Consider the following 19,392-nt stretch of genomic DNA (forward strand, 5'->3'; position numbering starts at 1 on the left):
GGGCAGTGGGCACGTGCCCACCGCCCGGCGAATCCGAATGCCTCTCACGACCCATCGCCGCAGCGACAGCGAAAACCCGGCTCGGCCCTTCGGGCCAAGCCGGGTTTGGTAACTTCCTAGACGGTTAAGTCAAATCGACGTGAAGGCGGGCGGTCGTTCCGTTCGGTGGCACACGGGACTACCGTGAGGTAACTCACTTTCCCCTTGGGCTACGCCGAAGCGATTCGCTCCAGCTCCTTCTTGTCCGGTTTGCCGTTCCGGTTCAACGGGAAATTTGCCAGAACCTGCACTCGATTGGGGTGCTCGTACGCGGGCAACGCGCCGGCGAGCCGCTCGCGCCAGTAGGAGCCTTCGCGTTCCCTGTCGTCCTCGACGAAGAAAACCAGCTGGCTGCCCATCCGATCGTCGGGCAGCGCCACGATGCGGACCGAACAGCCTGCCGCGACGGATGCTTTCCGCTCGATCACCTCGGGGTATAGGGTGAATCCGCCGCGGTGCACCGCGTATTTCCGGCCTGCCACGAAAAGGTTGCCCTTTTCTGTCAGGTGACCGAGGTCGTTCGTCCGGTACCAGCCTCGGTCAGCCGGGATCAGCGAGCCGTCCTCGTCGAGGTAGCCCTCCATCATGTCCGGCGACCGGACCAGGATCTCGCCGAGCTCACCCGGCGGCAAGGGGTTGTCGTTCTCGTCGACGACCCGCATCTCCAGGCCGTCCATCGCCTTGCCGCAGCCGACCGGGTCGTCCAGCGTCGCGAACGAGACGTTGCCGACCTCGGTGCTGCCGTAGCTGTCCAGCAGCGGCAGGCCGAAAGTCTCCTGGTAGCCGTCGGAAAGCGACTGGTCCATCGGCGCGGCGCCGACGCAGAACATCCGGACCTTCCGCAGGTCGTCCCGCAGGCCAGGGCGCTTGCGCACGATGTTGAGGATGCTGCGATAGCTGGCAGGTGTGGCGTCCAGCACCGTCGCACCACATTGGATGCCCATCTGCAGTGCGCGGTCGGCCCTGCGGTACGGCGCGATCACCAGCGAGCACTGGACGAGCCAGGCGATCAGCACCATGGACAGCCCGTACTGGTGTGAGAAAGGCAGCAGTGGAAGCAGCACGTCGTCGGAGCGGTGCCCGACAGTTTCGGCGTTGCGCACCAGATTTCGCAGGAAGTTGCCGCCGTTCTTGACAACGCCCTTCGGCTGCCCGGTCGACCCGGACGACCACATGATCAAGCCGTCGTTCAGCCTGCTCCACAGGTCGAACGAGAGCTTGTCGTCGGCAGGCGTGCGGCCGGCGGCCGCGACCAGCAGTTCATAGAGGTAAATGGGTGATTCGTCGGCGGCGACCGGCGCGTCGTCGTCCACCAGGACAGCCTTGACGCCTGCCTGCCGCGCGATCCTGCTGGTCTGGTCGGCTTTCTCCTGGTGGTCGACAAGCACTGTCGAGGCGCCGACGTGCATCAGGGCGAAGAGCGTACTGACATACGCGGCGGAGTTGCCCGCCTTGAGCATCACCCGAGTGCCGTAACCGATACCCCGATCCCGAAGGGCATCTGCTACTGACAGTGTGTGTTGCTCAAACTCTGTCGGCGTCTTTACATCATCCGCCGCGAAAAGGTTGAAGGACATCTCGCGTAGCCCTTTCTGCCAGCGCTCCCCAGAGAGTCCGCATGAAGTACGGCGCGGATAGCGAAAGGCGCCGCCTCCCAGCGAGGCTAGGTTCGGGGTGTCCACCCCGGCACCCCTAAGCTGCCCTTATCGCCGGGCTGGGGACCGGGGTGTTCACGGTATGCAGAGGGAGTGTGAAAAGCCGCCGCCGCGCCTGTTTTCCGCTAGGTGACCATCGCGGAACACTGCGTGGAACGGTCTTGACAGGACTGTTGGATTGCGTCATGTATTGGTTGGATTGACGCATCGATCGAAGCTCGCCGAGTTCCGGTCAAGGCAGGAGGTTAGTGATTACCCGGATCGGCGACAGTCGTGTGGTACACTCCCACGCGGACGTTGTCTGCTTTAACTCATCTGGGTGGCTTTTTAGGCGATCCCGCAAGGGATTGCCGCTGAGGATGAAGCAGACGATGACCTATGGCCAGCACAACTACCGTTTTTCTCTGGGGGGAAGACGCGTGAGTTTGGTTGAACGCAACAATGTCATCGTGGAGTTAACGAAACTTTTAGGCGAAACCGCGAGAGGGAGTGGGAAGATAGCATTGATTACTGGTGGAATCGCCACCGGTAAAACCGCACTTGTGCGGGCCTTCGAAGAGCGGGCTGTGCAGTCCGGTGTGACGGTGTTGCGGGCGAGCGGTGCGGCGAGCGAGCAAATGCTGCGCTTCGGCCTCGTCGAGCAGTTCTGCCGCGGCGCCTCTATTCCGCCGGAACTGTCCGCGCTGCTCGCCGGGCTCATCGCACCGGCGGCCACGCCCGCGCGGGCCGGGCGGCCAGGCGGCTGGCCGGTCGAAACCCAGGTGGCGCACAGCGTCTGTGTCCGGCTGCTTGAGCTGACGCACGAGCGGCCGCTGCTGATCACCGTGGACGACCATCAGTTCGCTGACAGCGGCTCGATGCAGGTGCTGACCTATCTGCAGCACCGGATCGGCGCGGCCAAGGTGATGCTGCTGCTCACCCACGACGCGCAGGCTCCGTCCACTGTGGTCACTGAGGCGTTGCGGGAACCGCACTGCAGTCAGTTCGCGCTGCAGCCGTTGTCCATCAAGGGTGTCGGTGAACTGGTGGCCGCGCGGACGAACGCGGAGCCCGCGTTCGATGTCGCGGCGGGCTACCACGAGTTGACCGGTGGCAACCCCTTGCTGGCGCACGCACTTGTCGACGACCAGCCGGCCCTTCAGCAGGACGAACCACCGGCGGTGCTCGACCAGCCGGTGATCGGCGAGGCGTTCACCCGCGCGGTGCTGACCTGTATGCACCGGGGCGGGCCGAGACTGGTGGAGATCGCCAGGGCGATCGCGGTGCTCGGTGAGTTCGCCACCTCCGCACTGGTCGCCCGGTTCCTCGGAGTCCGGTTGTCGGTGGTGACGGGCACGCTGGAAGCGTTGGCACAGGCCGGATTGACCGTGGACACCCAGTTCCGTTCCCCGGCCGCGGCCGCGGCCGTGCTCAACGAGCTCACCCCGGAGGAAGTGTCCACACTGAACCTCCGAGCCGCCGAGCTGCTCTACCACGACGGTGCCGCACCGTCCGATGTGGTCGGTTACCTGCTCGCCGCCGGTGAAGCCGAGGAGCCGTGGGCGATCGACGTGCTCAAGGCAGGCGTGGACCAGGCATTGGTGCACGCCGACCAGATGATGGCAGCCGGTCAGGTCGAGGAAGCGGTGCGGTATCTGGAATTCACCAGCCGTGCCTGTGACAACGAGGCGATGCGCGCCACACTGACGGCCCGGATCGCGTCCATGCAGTGGACGATCAACCCGGCGGCGGCCGCCCGTCACCTGGGTCCGTTGCAGGCGACCCTGGCGAAGGGATTGCTCAGCGACCGGGAAATGATGCACCTGGTGCGGTCGTTGGCGTGGCTCGGTCGTCCGGACGAGGCCGTGCGGGCGCTGGAGTTGGTGGGCGACTCGGTGACGGTGCCGGGAGCGCAGGACTCCACGGAGCGCAAGCTCACCCGCGACTGGCTCGCCGCTTGGCACCCCAAGGTGTTCGCGGCAGCCAAGGGCTCCGGCGGGATTTTCGAACCCCGGCCGGGCGAGGTCTTCGCCAAGCCGCGGACCCATCCGGCCCATCCGGCCGCCGCACGTAAACCCACTCTGGTCGACCGCGCCGAGCAAGTGCTGCAGGGCGCGCGGGTCGGTGACGTCTCGCTGGAGTCGGTGGTCAGCGCACTGCACGACCTCATCGCGGCGGGGCAGTCGGACCGGGCGATGTACTGGTGTGACGAACTGCTGCGAGAAGCAGAGCGGGACTACGCGACCACGTGGTCCGCGGTGTTGCTGGACACCCGGGCCGGGATCAGGTTGCAGCGGGGCGACCTCGTCGACGCGGAACGCGACGCGAGCACGGCACTGTCGATCATGTCGCCGCACAGCTGGGGTGTGGCGATCGGATCTCCGTTGTCGCACCTGGTTCTGGCCACCACCATGATGGGCAAGTTCGACGAAGCGGCGAAGCACCTCAACCGCCGCGTGCCGCACACCATGGCAGGTACCAGGTACCAGTTGCAGTACCTGGCGGCCAGGGGAGTGCTGTACCTGGCCACCAACCGGCCGCATGCCGCGCTCGACGACTTCAAGGTGGTCGGCGACCTCGCGGTGGCGTGGCAGCTGGACCACCCCAACGTCTTGCCGTGGCGTGGTCTGCTGGCGCAGGCGCTCAACCAGCTCGGCCAGGTGGGCCGGGCGCGCAAGCTGATCACCGAGCAACTGGAGATGATCGGCACGGACTCGCCGCGCATGCGGGGAGTGTCGTTGAGCATCCTGGCGTCGGTCAGCGAGCAAAGGCAGCGGCTGCAGTTGCTCAGCGAGGCCGTGGACCTGTTGTGGACCAGTGGGGATCGCTACCAGCTCGCGCAGGCGTTCGCCGAACTGAGCCAGGTCTGGCAGACCGTCGGCGAGCTGGAACGGGCCCGGCTGGTGCACCGGCGGGCACTGCAGCTGGCCAAGCGGTGCAACGCCGAGTGGCTGTCGAACAAGCTGACCGTCAGCTGGAAGTCCGCGGACGGGGAAGTCGACGCCGCGAAGACCGAGACGGCGGGGATGTCCACGCTCAGCGAGGCCGAGCGCAGAGTGGCGACCCTGGCCGCGCTCGGGCGCACCAACCGCGAGATCAGTCGCAAACTGCACATCACGGTGAGCACGGTCGAGCAGCACCTGACTCGTGTGTACCGGAAGCTGAACATCAAGCGGCGCACCGACTTGCCGGTCAGTCTCCCCGCGGGCACCCCCGACGCCCACATGGCCGACAAGACCTACGCGTCGCCGGCGGCGACATTGGCGTCATCGTTGAGCAGGCCACGGCCGGCCTACTCACAGGCGTAATTCCGCCGAGGATTGTCAATAGGGGTGTGACAGGCGCGATAAGCGTCTGGCACACCCCTTGACCATTTACCCCGATGGGTAGGGGGTGTGGTCGGGTTGTCGCGTCGAATGGCGGGAAATATCTTTTCAGTGAGGGGTATTTCAGTCGTGCCAATGCGATTCGGTCGCACATTTCCAGGAGGGCGCCGTGATCATCGCATGCTGGCAGGCCACCCCGCACCGAGGCCAGCGGGCGGCACCACTCGACCGGATCGCCCGGGTCGCCGAGCGCGCCGCGGCTGCCGGTGCCGACCTCCTGGTGACGCCTGAGCTGTCCACTACGGGGTACCAGTCGACTCCTGCCGAGACGGTGAGCGGTGCCGAGCCACTGGACGGTCCGATCAACCAGGCGATGGCCGACATCGCTGCACGCGCGGGCATCGCCATTGTCTACGGCTGGCCGGAACGCACCCCTGCCGGTCTGCACAACTCCGTTCAGCTCGTCGACGCCACGGGACGGTCCCTCGCGGTTTACCGCAAAACACACCTTTATGGCGCGATGGAACACGCGGTGTTCGTTCCGGGCAACCAGGCCGTGGTGCAGGCCAAGATCGGCGACTTGGTCGTCGGCTTGCTGGTGTGTTTCGACGTGGAATTCCCCGAAACAGTGCGGGCGCACGCGCTGTCCGGCACCGATCTGCTGGTCGTGCCGACCGCGCTGGAAAGCCCGTGGGAATTCGTGGCCCGAGCGGTGGTGCCGGTCCGCGCCTTTGAAAGCCAGCTCTACGTCTGTTACGCGAACTGGGTCGGCCGGGATGGCCAGCGCCATTTCTGCGGGATGAGCCAGATCGCTTGGCCCGATGGCACGAGCGAGCAGGCGTCCCCCGTCGAGGACCAGTTGCTGGTGGTCAATGTGGACCGCGAAACCTTGCACGCGGCTCGTGCCGCCACTCCTTATCTGCGGGATCGCCGGCCAGGCCTGTACGGGCGGCTGCTCGGTCCCACGACCGATCGAGAGGTTGCTCTGTGACCGCGGCCAGCGTGAACCGGGTGACGATGCTCATCCCGGACTTTCCTTTCGCCTACGACGAATGGTTACGGCACCCGGCCGGACTCGGTGCGGTGCCGGAGTACCGGCACGGAACCCCGGTCGCCGTGATCGGCGGCGGGATGTCCGGCATGACCGCCGCGTACGAGCTGATGCGGCTCGGCTTGAGGCCCGTTGTGTACGAGGCGGAACAGCTCGGCGGCCGGATGCGTTCGGTGCCGTTCCCGGAGAACCCGGACTACGTCGCGGAGATGGGAGCCATGCGCTTCCCCGCGGCGGCAACGACTTTGTTCCACTATATCGACACGCTCGGCCTGGACACACGCCCGTTCCCCAACCCGATGGCGGCCTGCACGCCCGCCACGCTGGTGAACCTCGAGGGTCGTTCGCACTGGGCCCGGTCCGGCGCGGATCTGCCCGACGAGTTCCAGGAAGTGGCTGACGCGTGGGCGAAGGCGCTGCAGGACCGCGCCGAGCTGTTCACCATGCAGGACGCCATCCGGCAGCGGGACATCCCGACGCTCAAGGCAGTCTGGAACCAGCTGGTCAGGCAGTACGACGACCAGTCCTTCTACGGGTTCCTGGCGACCTCGCCCGCTTTCGCGTCGTTCCGGCACCGCGAGATCTTCGGCCAGGTCGGGTTCGGAACCGGTGGCTGGGACACGGATTTCCCGAACTCGATCGTGGAGATCCTGCGCGTGGTCTACACCGACGCCGACGACGAGCAGATGATCATTGTCGGCGGGTCGCAGCAGTTGCCGAACGGCCTGTGGACGCACCGGCCCGACTCGATCGCACACTGGCCGGCAGGCACCTCGCTGTCGGATCTGCATGGGGGACAACCGAAACCCGCTGCCGTACGAATCCGCCGCGAAGCCGACGGCTACGCGATCGAGGACGCGAACGGCCACGTACAGCGTTACCCGGCGGTGGTGTTCAGCCCGCACGTCTGGGCGCTACTCAACCACGTGGACAGCGACCCGGACCTGTTGCCGCAGGAACTGTGGACCGCGGTGGAACGCACGCACTACATGGGTTCGTCGAAGTTGTTCGTGCTCACCGACCGGCCGTTCTGGCTGGACGCGGACCCGTCAACCGGCAGGCGCACCATGGGCATGACCCTCACCGACCGGATGCCGCGCAGCGTCTACCTGTTCGACTCCGGCCCGGACGAGCCCGGCGTGATGTGCCTGTCCTACACGTGGAACGACGACTCGCTGAAGTTCGCGACCCTGTCGGCCGAGCAGCGGCTGGAGCTACTGCTGTCCAAACTGGACAAGATATACCCCGACGTGGACATCCGCTCGCACATCATCAGCGCGCCGCTGACCATCACGTGGGAGACCGAGCCGAGGTTCATGGGCGCGTTCAAGTCCAACCTGCCCGGCCACTACCGCTACCAGCGCAGGCTGTTCAGCCACTTCATGCAGGGCGGTCTGGCCGAGCGGCACCGCGGGTTCTTCCTTTGCGGCGACGACATCTCGTGGACCGCCGGGTTCGCCGAGGGCGCCGTGACCACCGCACTGAACGCGGTGTGGGGCGTGGTCGACCACCTGGGTGGCCGGACGCATCCGGACAACCCCGGCCCTGGCGACGTCTTCCACGAGATCGCCCCGGTCGAACTGGGCGAGTGAGCCTGGACCGACCGGTTCTTTGGAAGTAAACAAAAGGGTCGCCGCGCTCGCGGCGACCCTTTTGTACTGCTGCGTCAGACGGCTGCGGCGGCCAAGCGCCGGGAAGCCAAGGCACGCTGCCACTTCCCACTCGTCGTGCGGGTGATCCACCGGGGCCTGACCACGCGCACGCTCACCTGATCCAGATTCAATTCGCTCAAAAGCAGGCGCTCTGCCTCGGCACGCACGTGCTCGGTGTGTGCGTCACCAGCTTCGATGATCACGCCGACCTGTGCCCGGTCCGGGAAGGCCACGCAACGACGCTGGTAAACACCGGGAATGTCCCGGACAACGGATTCGATGTCGTCGGGGAAGAAGTGCCGGTCAGCGGTCACGATCACCTCTTCGGTCCGGCCGAGCACGAAGAGATCCCCTTCGAGCTGGAAACCGAGGTCGCCCGTGCTGAGCCAAGGACCGTCGAAGGCGTTGATCTCCGGAGCGCGGTAGTAGCCAGTTGTCACGGGCGGGCCGGAGATCTGTATCTGCCCGACTTCACCCGGCCCGCACGGCAGACCGAGCGAGTCGACCAGCCGGATGTCGATGCCGTGCACGGCTTTGCCGACTGCGACGACTGTCTTGGCTGAGGGGTGGAGTTCGGGTACGACGCGGACAAGGCTGCTGCGGCCGAGTTGACTCCGGTCGATGGTCACGGTTCGCGGCACGCTGCCCGGCTCGGGATAGGCAACCGACAGAGTCGCCTCGGCCATGCCGTACACCGGGAACATCACGTTGTCGCGGACTCCGCAGGGCGCAAGGGTCTCAGTGAACCGCTGGATGGTCGCCGCGCTGATCGGCTCGGCGCCGTTGTAGGCCAGCCGCCAGTTCGAGAGGTCCAGTGTGCGTAACAGGTCGGGTTTCACCGCGTCGAGCAGGAACTCGTAGATGAAGTTCGGGCTGGCGAACGCCGTCCCCCTGACCTCGGCGAAGTACTGCAGAAGCTGCGCGGGCCTGCGCAGGAACGCGGTGGGGCTGAACAGGTGTACGTCACACCCGTTGAGGAAGAACGACATCAGCGAGATCAAGCCCATGTCGTGGTACGTCGGCACCCACTGGACCAGCTTGTCCTCGGTGGACAAATCGCCGCTGACCACGCACGCGAGCAGCCCGGCGATCATGTTCCGGTGCGGCAGCATCACGCCTTTCGGGGTGTCCGTGCTGCCGGACGTGAACTGCACGACCGCGAGGTCGTCCTCGAACACTGCCGGCAGCCGCCATGCCGCGCCAGGCATGGACACGCCGGCATCCACAACAGACAGCGAAGGCAGGATGTCGAGCAGTTCCTGGCCGATCGCCGCGTAACTCGGGTCCAGTACGACCTTCCGGATGTCGGCGTCGGTGATCAGCGCCGCGAGCCGCTGCGCGGCAGAAGCGGCTGCGCCGAAACCCACGGCCACCGGCAGGACGCTCACCGCCGCGCCGATCCGCCACAGTCCGTACAGGGTGGTGAACACCTGTGGACCGGCCGGGACCACCACCCCTACGAGGTCGCCGGGGCGGATGCCCGCGTCGAGAAACGCGTGTGCCGCGCCGACCGAGGCCCGATCCAACTCCGCGGCGGTCAACGCGGCTCCCGTGTCGGGGAATCGCGCGACGCAATCGGGCGAACGACTGGCCAGATTGGTCAGGCAGGTGCCGAGTGTCGCACCGTCCAGCATGGCTTGTGGCATGTGTGCTGAGCCTTCCGTGTCCTGGCAGGCCGCATGGGAAGGACACAACCGTTTCCTGCAACCGCCGACACTGGCGATGGGTGCACAGTCGCGTGGAATTTCCCCGGCCGTTGCCCGGCGTGTTAAATCAGTCTGCGCAGACTTTTGCGTCTACCGGGAGCGTCGCCCCGGCACGGGTGGCTGGCAACCCTAGTCCGGCTCTGCCGACCTGGTCGGGGGCGGTGCGATAGGGGTTCACTGGTGGTATTTAGGGGCTTATCGCGCGCGTGGGTGTCAGTAGCGTGCGGCCAGGGGGAAATATCCGGCTAAACACCTGCTGATCAGCATTGCCGGTTGCCAATGCGAGGGAGAGGTTGCGAATGACTGGGAAACTATCGTCGGAAAGCCCGGTTCGCAAATCCACCACCGCGGACCATCTGGCCGACCTTTCGCTGCGGCGGGACGAGATACAGACCGCCGAGAAACGAGCACTGGACCGCCAGCACGCCAAGAGCAAGCTGACCGCCCGGGAGCGGATCGAGCTGCTCGTCGACCCCGGCTCGTTCGTCGAGATCGACGCGTTCGTCCGGCACCGCTGCAACGACTTCGGCATGGAGGACAACCGCCCGTACGGCGACGGCGCGGTGACTGGCTTCGCCACGGTTGACGGCCGCAGGGTGTGCTTGTACGCGCATGACTTCACTGTGCTGGGCGGCAGCATGGGCGTCGCGCATGGCGAGAAGGTGCTCAAGGCCATCGACATGGCGATGAAGGTCGGCTGTCCGATGATCACCATCAACGACTCGGCGGGTGCGCGGATCCAGGAGGGCGTCGACGCCCTGGGCTACTACGCCACGCTGGCCCGCCGGGTGGTCCGAGCCTCCGGCGTCATCCCGCAGCTCTCGCTGATCGTCGGTCCCTGTGCGGGCGGCGCCGCCTACGTTCCCTCGCTCGGCGACTTCGTGGCGATGGCTGACGAGATCTCGTACATGTTCGTCACGGGCCCGGATGTGGTGCACACGGTGACGGGGGAGCGCACGACTTTCGAGGAGCTGGGTGGTCCCGAAGTCAGCATGGAGACCGGCAACGTGCACTTCGTCGGCGCGGACGAGCAGGACGCCGCCTCGTGGCTCAAGACGTTGCTCGGGCACCTGCCGGACAACAACATGTCGCATCCGCCCGTGTACGACAGCGACTTCTCGCCGGAGATCACGCAGTCCGACCTCGACCTGGACACGCTGATTCCGGACTCGCTCAACATGAGCTACGACATATTCGACGTGATCGGCAGGGTCGTCGACGACGGCGAGTTCCTGGAGACGCAGGCCGGCTTCGCGCGCAACGTCGTGTGCGGAATGGGCCGGGTCCAGGGGCACACCGTCGGCGTGGTGGCCAACAACCCGAGGTTCCTCGCCGGCGCCTTGGACATCGACGCCTCCGAGAAGGCCTCGAGATTCGTGCGCTTCTGCGACGCCTTCAACATCCCGATCCTGACCTTCGTCGACGTGCCTGGCTACCTGCCGGGTCTTGACCAGGAGCGGCGGGGGATCCTGCGGCGCGGCAGCAAGATGCTGTACGCCTACTCCGAGTCGACCGTGCCGAAGGTGACGGTCGTGCTGCGCAAGGCGTACGGCGGCGGGTACGCGGTGATGGGTTCCAAGCACCTCGGCGCGGACGTCAACTTCGCCTGGCCTACCGCTGAAGTCGCGGTCATGGGCGCGGTCGGCGCGGTCCAGGTGCTGAACAAGCGCAAGCTGGCGGAATTGGGCGAGACCGAGCGTGCCGAAGCGACCGAGAAGCTGACCGCCGAGTACGAGCAGAACTTCAGCAATCCCTATTTCGCGGCCGAACGCGGATACATCGACGCGGTGATCCAGCCTTCGCAGACGCGGCTGCTGGTGGCGAGCGCGCTGGCGATGCTGCGCGACAAGCAAGAAAGCCTGCCCGCCAAGAAGCACGGCAACATCCCGCTGTGAACCGCCGGACGCGATCGAACAGACACGAAGAGGAGAAAATCCGATGCGACGGCGATTACGACTTTTGACAGTGCTGATCGTCCTCAGCCTGTTGTCGGTGCCCCCAGCGGCGGGCGCGGTCAGCACACAGGCTGTAGATGGGCTGAAACTGCCGGTGCGGATAGTGGTCGACAAATGGGGCGTGCCGCACATCTACGCGAGCAACACCGCGGATCTGTTCTTCGCACAAGGCTTCAACGCCGCGCGCGACCGGATCTTCCAGATCGATCTGTGGCGCCGCAAGGGACTTGGCCAGCTGTCCGAAGTGTTCGGCGAGTCGTTCGTCGAGCAGGACCGGGCCGCAAGGCTGATGCTGTACCGCGGGGACATGACCCGGGAGTGGAACTCCTACGGGCCGGAGGGCAAACTAGCGGCGACCAGATTCGCCGAGGGCGTCAACTCCTATGTGGACTACCTGAGGGCCAACCCGGCGGCCATGCCTGAGGAGTTCAAGAAGTTCTCCTACCAGCCAGCCAAGTGGGCGCCGGAAGACGTGGTACGCATCCGTGCGCACGGGCTGAGCCAGAACCTCACCAGCGAGGTGTCCAGGGCCAAGATCGCCTGCGTCGGCGGGATCGACGCCGACCGGTTCCGGGCCGACCTGCAGCCCGCGCACAAGCCCGCGGTCCCGGCCGGACTGGACCCCTGCTCGTTGCCCGCCGACGTGCTGGCGACCTTCAGCCTGGCCACGGGCGGTCTCGCCGGAGAGTCCGAGTCCCTGGCGGGCAAGCAAGAAGGCAGCAACGCCTGGGCTCTCGCCGCGAACAGGACCACCACCGGCAGGCCGATCCTGGCCAACGACCCGCACCGGGCACTGGCCGCGCCTTCCCTGCGGTACATGGCTCACCTGAACGCGCCAGGTGTGGACGTCATCGGCGCCGGTGAGCCGTTCGCGCCTGGAATCGCCATCGGGCACAACGAAGTGTCGGCGTTCGGGCTGACCATTTCGGCGATGGACCAGGAAGATCTCTACGTCTACGAACTCGACCCGGCGAACCCGGGCCGGTACAAGTACGGCACCGGCTGGGAGAACCTGACGACCGTGACCGAGCAGGTCCCGGTAGCGGGTGGTGGCACAAGGGCGGTGCAGCTGCAGTTCACGCGGCACGGCCCGGTGATCAAAGTGGACACTGCCGCCAACCGTGCCTACGCGGTCCGTGCGGGGTGGCTGCAGCCGGGCATGTCGCCGTACTACGGCAGCCTGAAGCACATGCGGGCCAGGACTTTCGGCGAGTTCCGGCAGTCGGTGGACACATGGGGTGCGCCCGGGCTGAACCACATCTACGCGAACTCGGCGGGCGAGACCGGGTTGGCGGTTGGCGGCCTTGCCCCGGTGCGTAAGGGATACGACGGTCTTCTGCCGGTTCCTGGGGACGGCAGGTATGAGTGGGACGGCTTCATTCCGCCCACGACGATGCCCCGCGTGCACAACCCTGCGAGCGGGCAGGTCGTCACGGCCAACGAGTACAACGGCACCGCACCCAGCGTCGGCTATGAGTGGAGCAATGCGGCCCGGTACGAACGCATTGTCGAAGTCCTTGGTGCGAAGCCGAAGAGTTCGATCGCCGAGTCGGCCGTGTTGCAGAACGACGTGCTTTCGATGCAGGCGCGGCGCCTTGTGCCGCTGCTGCAACCGTTGAGCAGCACCGACCCGGCGACCGCCGAGGCGTTGTCGCTGCTCAAGCCGTGGAACGGAGTTCTGGGCGCGGACAGCGGCGCCGCGTTGCTCTTCGAGATCTGGTTCATGTGGCACCTCGGACCGAACTTCCTGTTCTCGGTGCTGCCGCCGAACACGGCAGCCACGATCTTCCTGCCTGACCAGACGGTTCTGGTGGACGCCATGCAGAATCCGGACAAGTACTTCGGCTCTGGTGGTGCCGCTCGTCGCGACGCGTTGCTGCTGAGCACGTTGAAGTCGGCGATCGACGACGCCAAGAAGCGGGCTGGTGCCGACTCGACGAAGTGGAAGTGGGGCGACCTGCTGAAGACGCCGTTCCCGCATCCGCTTGCCTCGAGGACTGATGCGGCGACCGCGGCCAGGTGGAACGCGGGGCCGGTACCCACTGGCGGTTCGTGGCACACGGTCAACTCCTCTGCCTACAACCCGGTGGACTACCAGCGTCTGTCCGGCCCGTCCTTCCGGATGGTGCTCGACGTCGGCAACTGGGACGCCTCCCAGGTGATCAACGCACCCGGCCAGGCCGGTGACCCGAATTCCCCCGGCTACAAGGCGCTGACCGAACAGTGGCGCACCGGCAAGTACGTACCGCTGGTGTACAGCCGGGACGCGGTCGAGCGCAACGCCGTCCAGGAGTTCGTGCTGGTTCCCAAACGCTGACACATTTTTCCGACCGGCGGTGCCCAGGTGAGGCTGGGCACCGCCGTCCCGTTTTTCAGGCGGCCGAGGGTAACCGCCGGGCTGACCGGGGCCGCCAAGTCGCGTACGTGACCGCACGCAGTAGCCATTCCACGGGGCCGTAACGGAACAGCCGCAGCCAGATGTAACTCAGGATGATCTGGGCGAAGAAGACCGCGAAGGTCATCAACAGCACCACGCCGGGGCTCATCTGCCCGATCACACCCGCGCCGAGACCGGTGAAGATCAGGGCGCATACCAGCGACTGCAGCAGGTAGTTGGTCAATGCGAGCCGCCCACCCGCTGCGAGGAACTCAGTGAGCACCCACGCCCGTGGCGAGGAGAACACTCGCAACATCGTGGCCACGTACGCAGCTGTCAGTAGGGGTGCGGTGGCGTAGCCGACGGCTGTGGCCAGCGTGTTGTGCGTGCCGCCGAAGCTGGCGAAGACCAAGGAGCCCGACAGCCCGACGGGCAGCCCCACCCATTGCAGCATGCGCAGCACGCGCTCGTGGCGGCCGAGGTCGCCCAATGCCTTGATCTTGCCGACCGCCAGTCCGATGAGGAACGACGTGAAGGCAAGCGGCCCCTGCACGGCGAGCGTGCCCAGGATCCACGGCAAGGTACGGACATGCTCGGCGATCACCTCGCTGGGCGCGCCGCGCAACGCCTCGGTGGCGCGCTGCCCCTCCACCAGCGCGGCCGCTGGATCGGCCGTGACCGCACCGGACAGTCCGACCAGGACCACGATGGCCGTGGTGCCGACAGTCAGCACACCGGCCAGCACGATCGCGGTCCGCGGCCGGATGTTGCGAACGGCAAGCAGGATGAGCCCGAGGATGGCGTAGGTGGAGAGGATGTCACCGGGAAAGAGCAGGACCGCGTGTGCGACACCGAGCACGAACAGCGCGGCCAGCCGTCTGAGGAAGGCCGGTTTGAAGGGACGGCCGTTGCGCTGCGCGGAATCCAGCTGCAGCGTGAAGCTGTACCCGAAAAGAAACGAGAACAGCAGGTAGAACTTCATCGTGAAAAGCAGGTACACCGCCCACTCGACCGCGTTGTCGGTGAACGAGGAGAAATTTGGATCGGCGATACCGGTAAAGGCGTAGCCGGATGAGAACAGCGCCATGTTCACCGCGAGAATCCCGAGCAGTGCGAATCCTCGCAATGCGTCGATGTGGATCAGCCGATCCCCGGATCTCGCAGCGCCGCTGCTGGTCATCAAGTACACACCTCGCGGAGTTTGTCGATGTTCTTCACGGTGTCACGGACCCATCCGCCGAACGCCTCCACCGTGTCGGCCTTGCGCTGCTGAGCACGGGCGTACTGGTCGGCGAGGCCGCCGACGGCGCCGGCCACGTCACGGTCGGCCGCCGAATCGGCGAGGTTGCGCAGCTCCTTGGCGCGGCGCTCCAGCTCGCCCGACTGTTTCTCACGGTTCTTGTAGTCCGGAACCATCGACGACAAGTTCAGTGCCTCGATACACACCTTGGCCTTGTCCTTGGCTTTGCCCGCCTCCTCGGAAAGTCGGCACCCGCCGGCGAAGACGAGCACTGGCACCAGCAGTAAAGACAATTTCTTAGCCGCTCGCGCGGTCATCGCGACCCCCGTGGATTGAAAACGCAGAATCCGCCATTCCTACCTCACTGAGCGTATGGAAATCCTCGCCGACAGGCATCGGCACTCGGGCCGATTTCCGGCTCATCACATCGGAGGAGGCCCCGGCGGACGTTGGTACCGATTGACGAGCGTGCGCGGGCGCGTGATGTGGTCAAATCTGTTTTGTGTCTGACGAACAGAGCCCGGCCGCCGGCGACGGTGCCGGCCCGCTGGTGATCTCCGGCCTGCGCAAGGCCTTCGGTACGAAAGTCGCGGTGGACTCGGTCGACCTCACCGTGGGCCGTGGCTCGTTCTTCGGCCTGGTCGGCCCGAACGGCGCGGGCAAGACCACCACGCTGTCCATGGCCGTCGGCCTGTTGCGGCCCGACGCGGGATCGGTGCGGATCTTCGGCGTGGACGTGTGGCGTGAGCCCGCCAAGGCGAAGGCGCTGATCGGCGTGCTGCCCGACGGCCTGTCGGTTCCCGAACGGCTGACCGGCAGGGAACTCATTGTCTACAGCGGACTTATTCGGGGGATGGACCGGAAGGTCGCCGAGAGCCGCGCGGACGAGCTGCTGTACGTGATGGGCCTGCACGAGGCCGAGCGGACGTTGATCATCGACTACTCCGCCGGGATGCGTAAGAAGATCGGCCTGGCCAACGCCCTGCTGCACGCCCCGAAACTGCTGATCCTCGACGAACCGTTCGAGGCCGTCGACCCGGTGTCCGCGGCCACCATCCGCACCATCCTCAACAGGTTCGTCGCCGCGGGCGGCGCGGTCGTGCTGTCCAGCCACGTGATGGCACTGGTGGAGCTGATGTGCGACCACGTCGGCGTGATGTCCGACGGCAAGATCGTCGCGGCCGGCCCCGTCGACCAGGTCAAGGGCGGCGAACAGGGGCTGGAACAGGCTTTTGTGGCGCTGGTGGGCGGCCGTAACGAGGGTGTCGAGGGGCTGGAATGGTTGGCGTCCTGATCCGCATGCGGCTGAGCGTGGCGCGGCACTCGCTGCGCCGGGAGCAGTTGATCACCAGTGTGGGGAAGTTCCTGCTCGGTCTGCTCGCCGCCGGGCTGACGATCGGTCTCGCGGCTGGGGACTTCCGCACCGACGCGATCACCGCGGACATGGTCGCGTTGGCGTTCCTCGCGTGGTTCATCTGCTGGATCGTGGTGCCGATGCTGGCCGGTGGCGGGGATGAGACGCTGCGGCCGGAGCACTTCTCGCTGTTGCCGATCACTTCGCGTCAGCTGGCGGTCGGGCTGCTGGGGATCGCGTTCATCGGTCCAGGTGCCGTGGTGACTCTGGTTGCCGGGATCGCGTTGGTGGTCCTGGCCAGTGGTCTGGGCACGACTGCGGTCGTCTTCGCGGTGCCCGCTCTCGTGCTGCAGACGGCGTTCTTCGTGTTGCTCGCGCGGGTTGTGATCGCTGCCCTCGGGGCCGCTCTGCGGTCACGGCGTGGGCGTGACATCGCGCTGTTGCTGGTCGCGTTCATTTGTGTGTGCGGATTCCTGCTGAGGTATCCCATCCAGTCGCTGGGTCCGTCGGTCATCCGGGGCGAGGCACCGGTGTTCTCCGCGGTGCTGCACGTCCTGCCGTCGGGCTGGGCGACGTCTGCGGTCGAGGCGGCGGGGCGCTCGGACTGGCTGATCGCCGTCGGTGCTTTGCTGGGGCTGGCGGCGTTGGTGGGCCTCCTGCTGCTGGCGTGGGCGCCGCTGATCGAGCGTCGGACCACGACCCGGTCGGCCAGCGGGCGTTACCAGCGCACCAGGTCCGGTGTGCTGACCCGGTTGCTGCCGACGAGTCCGCTCGGTGCGGTGGCGTACAAGGAAATCCTGACCTGGAGCCGGGATGCTCGGCGCCGGGCGGTCCTGGTCACCTCGTTGGCCGCCCTGCCGGGCGCGGTTGTGCCCGCGTTGAGCGGTATCGAGCAGCTGTTGCCGTTCGGTGGGATGTTCGTGCTGGCGTTGGCGTGCGCGGAGACGTCGAATCTGTACGGTTTGGACGGTAGCGGGATGTGGCACACGATCCTGGCACCGAACTCGACCCGCGCCGATGTCCGCGGCAGGCAGCTCGCGTGGACGCTGGTGGTCGCGCCCTTCTGCATCGCGCTCACGTTGGTACTGACGGCCATCAGCGGGCTGGCGTGGGCGTGGCCGTGGGTGCTGGCGCTGCTGCCCGCCCTGGTCGGTGGTTGCTCTGGTGCGGTGGTGCTGCTGTCAGTGATCGCGGCTTACCCAGTGCCCAAGAACTCCGACAGCAACCCGTTCACGTCCGGCACGAACCCGCACTACATGCAGCTGAGCATCATTCCGCTGCTGATCGCGATGGTCGGCCCGGCCCTGGCACTGCTGATCCAGGGCGCTGTCACCGGAAACATGGTGCTCAGCTGGCTCGCGGTTCCCGTGGGCGTGATCACCGGTGCGGTGATGGCCTGGCTTTGTGGCCGCATCGCATGCCAGAAACTCGAAGAGGGCGCAGTGGAGCTATTTGGCGTGGTCCGTCAAGGCGTGTAACCCCCCATACACAGCCACGGATCACCTGAGCGGCGGACTTCGGTCCGCCGCTCAGCGTTATGTGGAGCCTGTTTGTGAGTGCGTACAGAGAAGGGCTCCTGGCTTCGAAGTGTGGCTTGATCGCCCACTTCGTTGCCAGGAGCCCTTTTCCCGTCCCCAGCGAGATCTGTTAGCTGGTCACCGGTTCAGCCTCTGAACCCTGCTCAGGAAGCGCTGAGAGGCAGCGACCGCAACCCGCGGATCACCAGCGACCGGCGGATCTTGGGGTCGCCGCTCAACTTCAGCTTCGGCATCCGGGTCGCCAGTGCCCGGAACGCGATGTCGCCTTCAAGCCGCGCCAGCGGCGCGCCGATGCAGTAGTGGATGCCGCTGGAGAACGACAGGTGGTCCGGCACGTCCGTCCGGTGGATGTCGAAGCGCTCCGGCTCGCAGTACACCTCGGGATCCCGGTTCGCCGCACCGATCAACAGGACCACTTGACTGTTGGCCGGGATCTTCGTGCCGTGCAGTTCGACGTCCTCGTGCGGGACTCGTTGCGACTGCTGCACCGGCGACTCGTAGCGGAGGGTCTCTTCGACGACTTTCGGTGCCAGGTCGAGGTTGTCGCGCAGCTGCTCCCACTGTTCGGGGTGACGCAGCAAGGCGAGTGTTCCGTTGCCGATGAGGTTCGCGGTCGTCTCGGATCCCGCGATGGCCAGCAGGCCGAAGATGTTCAGCAGTTCGTCCGCGGTCAGCTTTTCCTCCGCCCTGGCTTGCACCAGTGCTGTGGTCAGGTCGTCGCGGGGGTCGGTCCGGCGCTGGTCGATCAGTTCGCCGAACATGATTTCGAGCTCGTGCAGTGACACGCGCAGCTGCTTGGCGAACTTCACCGAACTGACGCCGTCAAGGGTCGCGCCGATCACCGCGCCGTGCTGGAGGAATTCGTCCCAGCGGTCGTCGCCGATGCCCAGGAGTTCGCCGACCACGGCCAGTGGCAGCCGGGTCGCGAACTGGTCCATCAGGTCGAAGGTGTCGTGGTGGTCCAGCTCGTCGAGGAGGTCGTCGCAGGCGCGCTGGATCGCGGGGCGGAAGCGCTCGATGGTGCGTGGCCCGAACGAAGGGGCGACGAGCCTGCGTAGCCTGCCGTGGTCCGGCGGGTCGAGTTCGAGGAACGACACGTCCAGCTTGGGGACGTCCTTGAGTTGCGCCGACGGCAGTTTTCCGTCGCTGGTACGGATTCCGAAGCGTTTGTCGCGCAGGATCGAGTTGATCAGCGGGTGGCTCGCGGTCACCCACGGGCCGAGCTTGCTGCGGTGCAGCGGTCCCATCGTGCGGACGCGTTCGTGCACGGGATACGGATTCTCCTGTCCGCGCAACAGATCCGCGAAGGGATCACCGAGTACCCCGCTGAGCCGGACCAGCGCCCGCGCGGCGAACAGAGTGGCGCCAAGCCGGATGTCTCCTGCTTTGCTCTTGGTCGCCGTCACCATGGAAACGTCCCCTCCCGGACAAGAAGCATCCGCCCGCGCACACGCGCAGGCCGCACATTGTCTGAGAATGCGCCCGAAAATGGCTTCGGAATAACCCCTATTTGTCCCCTA

The 19,392-nt window shown here is 66.2% G+C and carries 12 protein-coding genes; 7 read left to right on the forward strand and 5 right to left on the reverse strand.

Going from position 1 to position 19,392, the window contains the following annotated elements; translation table 11 throughout:
* Window positions 1–209: 209 nt before the first annotated feature.
* The gene (locus tag B9C43_RS00785; protein WP_084424151.1) at window positions 210–1,616 is read right to left on the reverse strand and encodes a class I adenylate-forming enzyme family protein; all 1,407 of its coding nucleotides are present in this window, start codon (window positions 1,614–1,616) and stop codon (window positions 210–212) included.
* A 449-nt stretch (window positions 1,617–2,065) separates the two neighbouring features.
* Between B9C43_RS00785 and B9C43_RS00790 the strand changes: the two genes are divergently transcribed.
* The 3 genes from B9C43_RS00790 to B9C43_RS00800 all read left to right on the forward strand — a co-directional run bounded on the left by B9C43_RS00790 (window position 2,066) and on the right by B9C43_RS00800 (window position 7,642).
* Entirely contained in the window at window positions 2,066–4,981 is a 2,916-nt protein-coding gene (locus B9C43_RS00790) for an AAA family ATPase (protein WP_084425506.1), read from the forward strand.
* A gap of 187 nt (window positions 4,982–5,168) precedes the next feature.
* Window positions 5,169–5,990, forward strand: a complete 822-nt coding sequence (locus tag B9C43_RS00795; protein WP_084424152.1) for a carbon-nitrogen hydrolase family protein — start codon at window positions 5,169–5,171, stop codon at window positions 5,988–5,990.
* Window positions 5,991–6,016: 26 nt separating this feature from the next.
* Window positions 6,017–7,642 (forward strand): flavin monoamine oxidase family protein, encoded by a 1,626-nt coding sequence (locus B9C43_RS00800; RefSeq protein WP_143446206.1) that lies wholly within the window; start codon window positions 6,017–6,019, stop codon window positions 7,640–7,642.
* Window positions 7,643–7,716: 74 nt separating this feature from the next.
* Here B9C43_RS00800 and B9C43_RS00805 read toward each other — a convergent pair whose 3' ends face one another.
* A complete protein-coding gene (locus B9C43_RS00805) occupies window positions 7,717–9,348 on the reverse strand; it encodes an AMP-binding protein (RefSeq protein WP_084424154.1) in 1,632 nt (543 codons plus the stop codon).
* 359 nt (window positions 9,349–9,707) lie between these two features.
* Here B9C43_RS00805 and B9C43_RS00810 point away from each other — a divergent pair, with 359 nt between their 5' ends.
* Together B9C43_RS00810 and B9C43_RS00815 are read left to right on the forward strand one after the other, a co-directional pair.
* A complete protein-coding gene (locus tag B9C43_RS00810) occupies window positions 9,708–11,303 on the forward strand; it encodes an acyl-CoA carboxylase subunit beta (protein ID WP_033393689.1) in 1,596 nt (531 codons plus the stop codon).
* Window positions 11,304–11,346: 43 nt separating this feature from the next.
* A complete protein-coding gene (locus B9C43_RS00815; RefSeq protein ID WP_084424155.1) occupies window positions 11,347–13,680 on the forward strand; it encodes a penicillin acylase family protein in 2,334 nt (777 codons plus the stop codon).
* Window positions 13,681–13,735: 55 nt separating this feature from the next.
* Here the strand turns inward: B9C43_RS00815 and B9C43_RS00820 are convergent, their stop codons facing one another.
* Both B9C43_RS00820 and B9C43_RS00825 read right to left on the reverse strand, forming a co-directional pair.
* Complete coding sequence (locus tag B9C43_RS00820) at window positions 13,736–14,920, reverse strand: DUF418 domain-containing protein (RefSeq protein WP_084424156.1); 1,185 nt, start codon at window positions 14,918–14,920, stop codon at window positions 13,736–13,738.
* Window positions 14,920–15,297, reverse strand: a complete 378-nt coding sequence (locus B9C43_RS00825; RefSeq protein ID WP_033393693.1) for a hypothetical protein — start codon at window positions 15,295–15,297, stop codon at window positions 14,920–14,922. Before B9C43_RS00825 ends, B9C43_RS00820 begins: the two co-directional genes overlap by 1 nt.
* 185 nt (window positions 15,298–15,482) lie before the next feature.
* On the opposite strand from B9C43_RS00825, the gene B9C43_RS00830 reads away from it, so the two are divergent.
* Window positions 15,483–16,274 carry an ABC transporter ATP-binding protein gene (locus B9C43_RS00830; RefSeq protein ID WP_084424157.1) on the forward strand — a complete coding sequence of 264 codons (792 nt, stop codon included), beginning with the start codon at window positions 15,483–15,485 and terminating at the stop codon, window positions 16,272–16,274.
* A complete protein-coding gene (locus tag B9C43_RS00835) occupies window positions 16,259–17,812 on the forward strand; it encodes a hypothetical protein (RefSeq protein ID WP_084424158.1) in 1,554 nt (517 codons plus the stop codon). The genes B9C43_RS00830 and B9C43_RS00835 overlap by 16 nt, the downstream gene beginning before the upstream one ends.
* 203 nt (window positions 17,813–18,015) lie before the next feature.
* Here the strand turns inward: B9C43_RS00835 and B9C43_RS00840 are convergent, their stop codons facing one another.
* Window positions 18,016–19,281: a cytochrome P450 gene (locus B9C43_RS00840; protein ID WP_084424159.1), complete on the reverse strand. Its 1,266-nt coding sequence runs from the start codon at window positions 19,279–19,281 to the stop codon at window positions 18,016–18,018.
* Between the last annotated feature and the right edge of the window lie 111 nt (window positions 19,282–19,392).

It is taken from the genome of Kibdelosporangium aridum (assembly GCF_900176515.1).
In the GTDB taxonomy this organism is placed as follows: Bacteria; Actinomycetota; Actinomycetes; order Mycobacteriales; family Pseudonocardiaceae; genus Kibdelosporangium; species Kibdelosporangium aridum.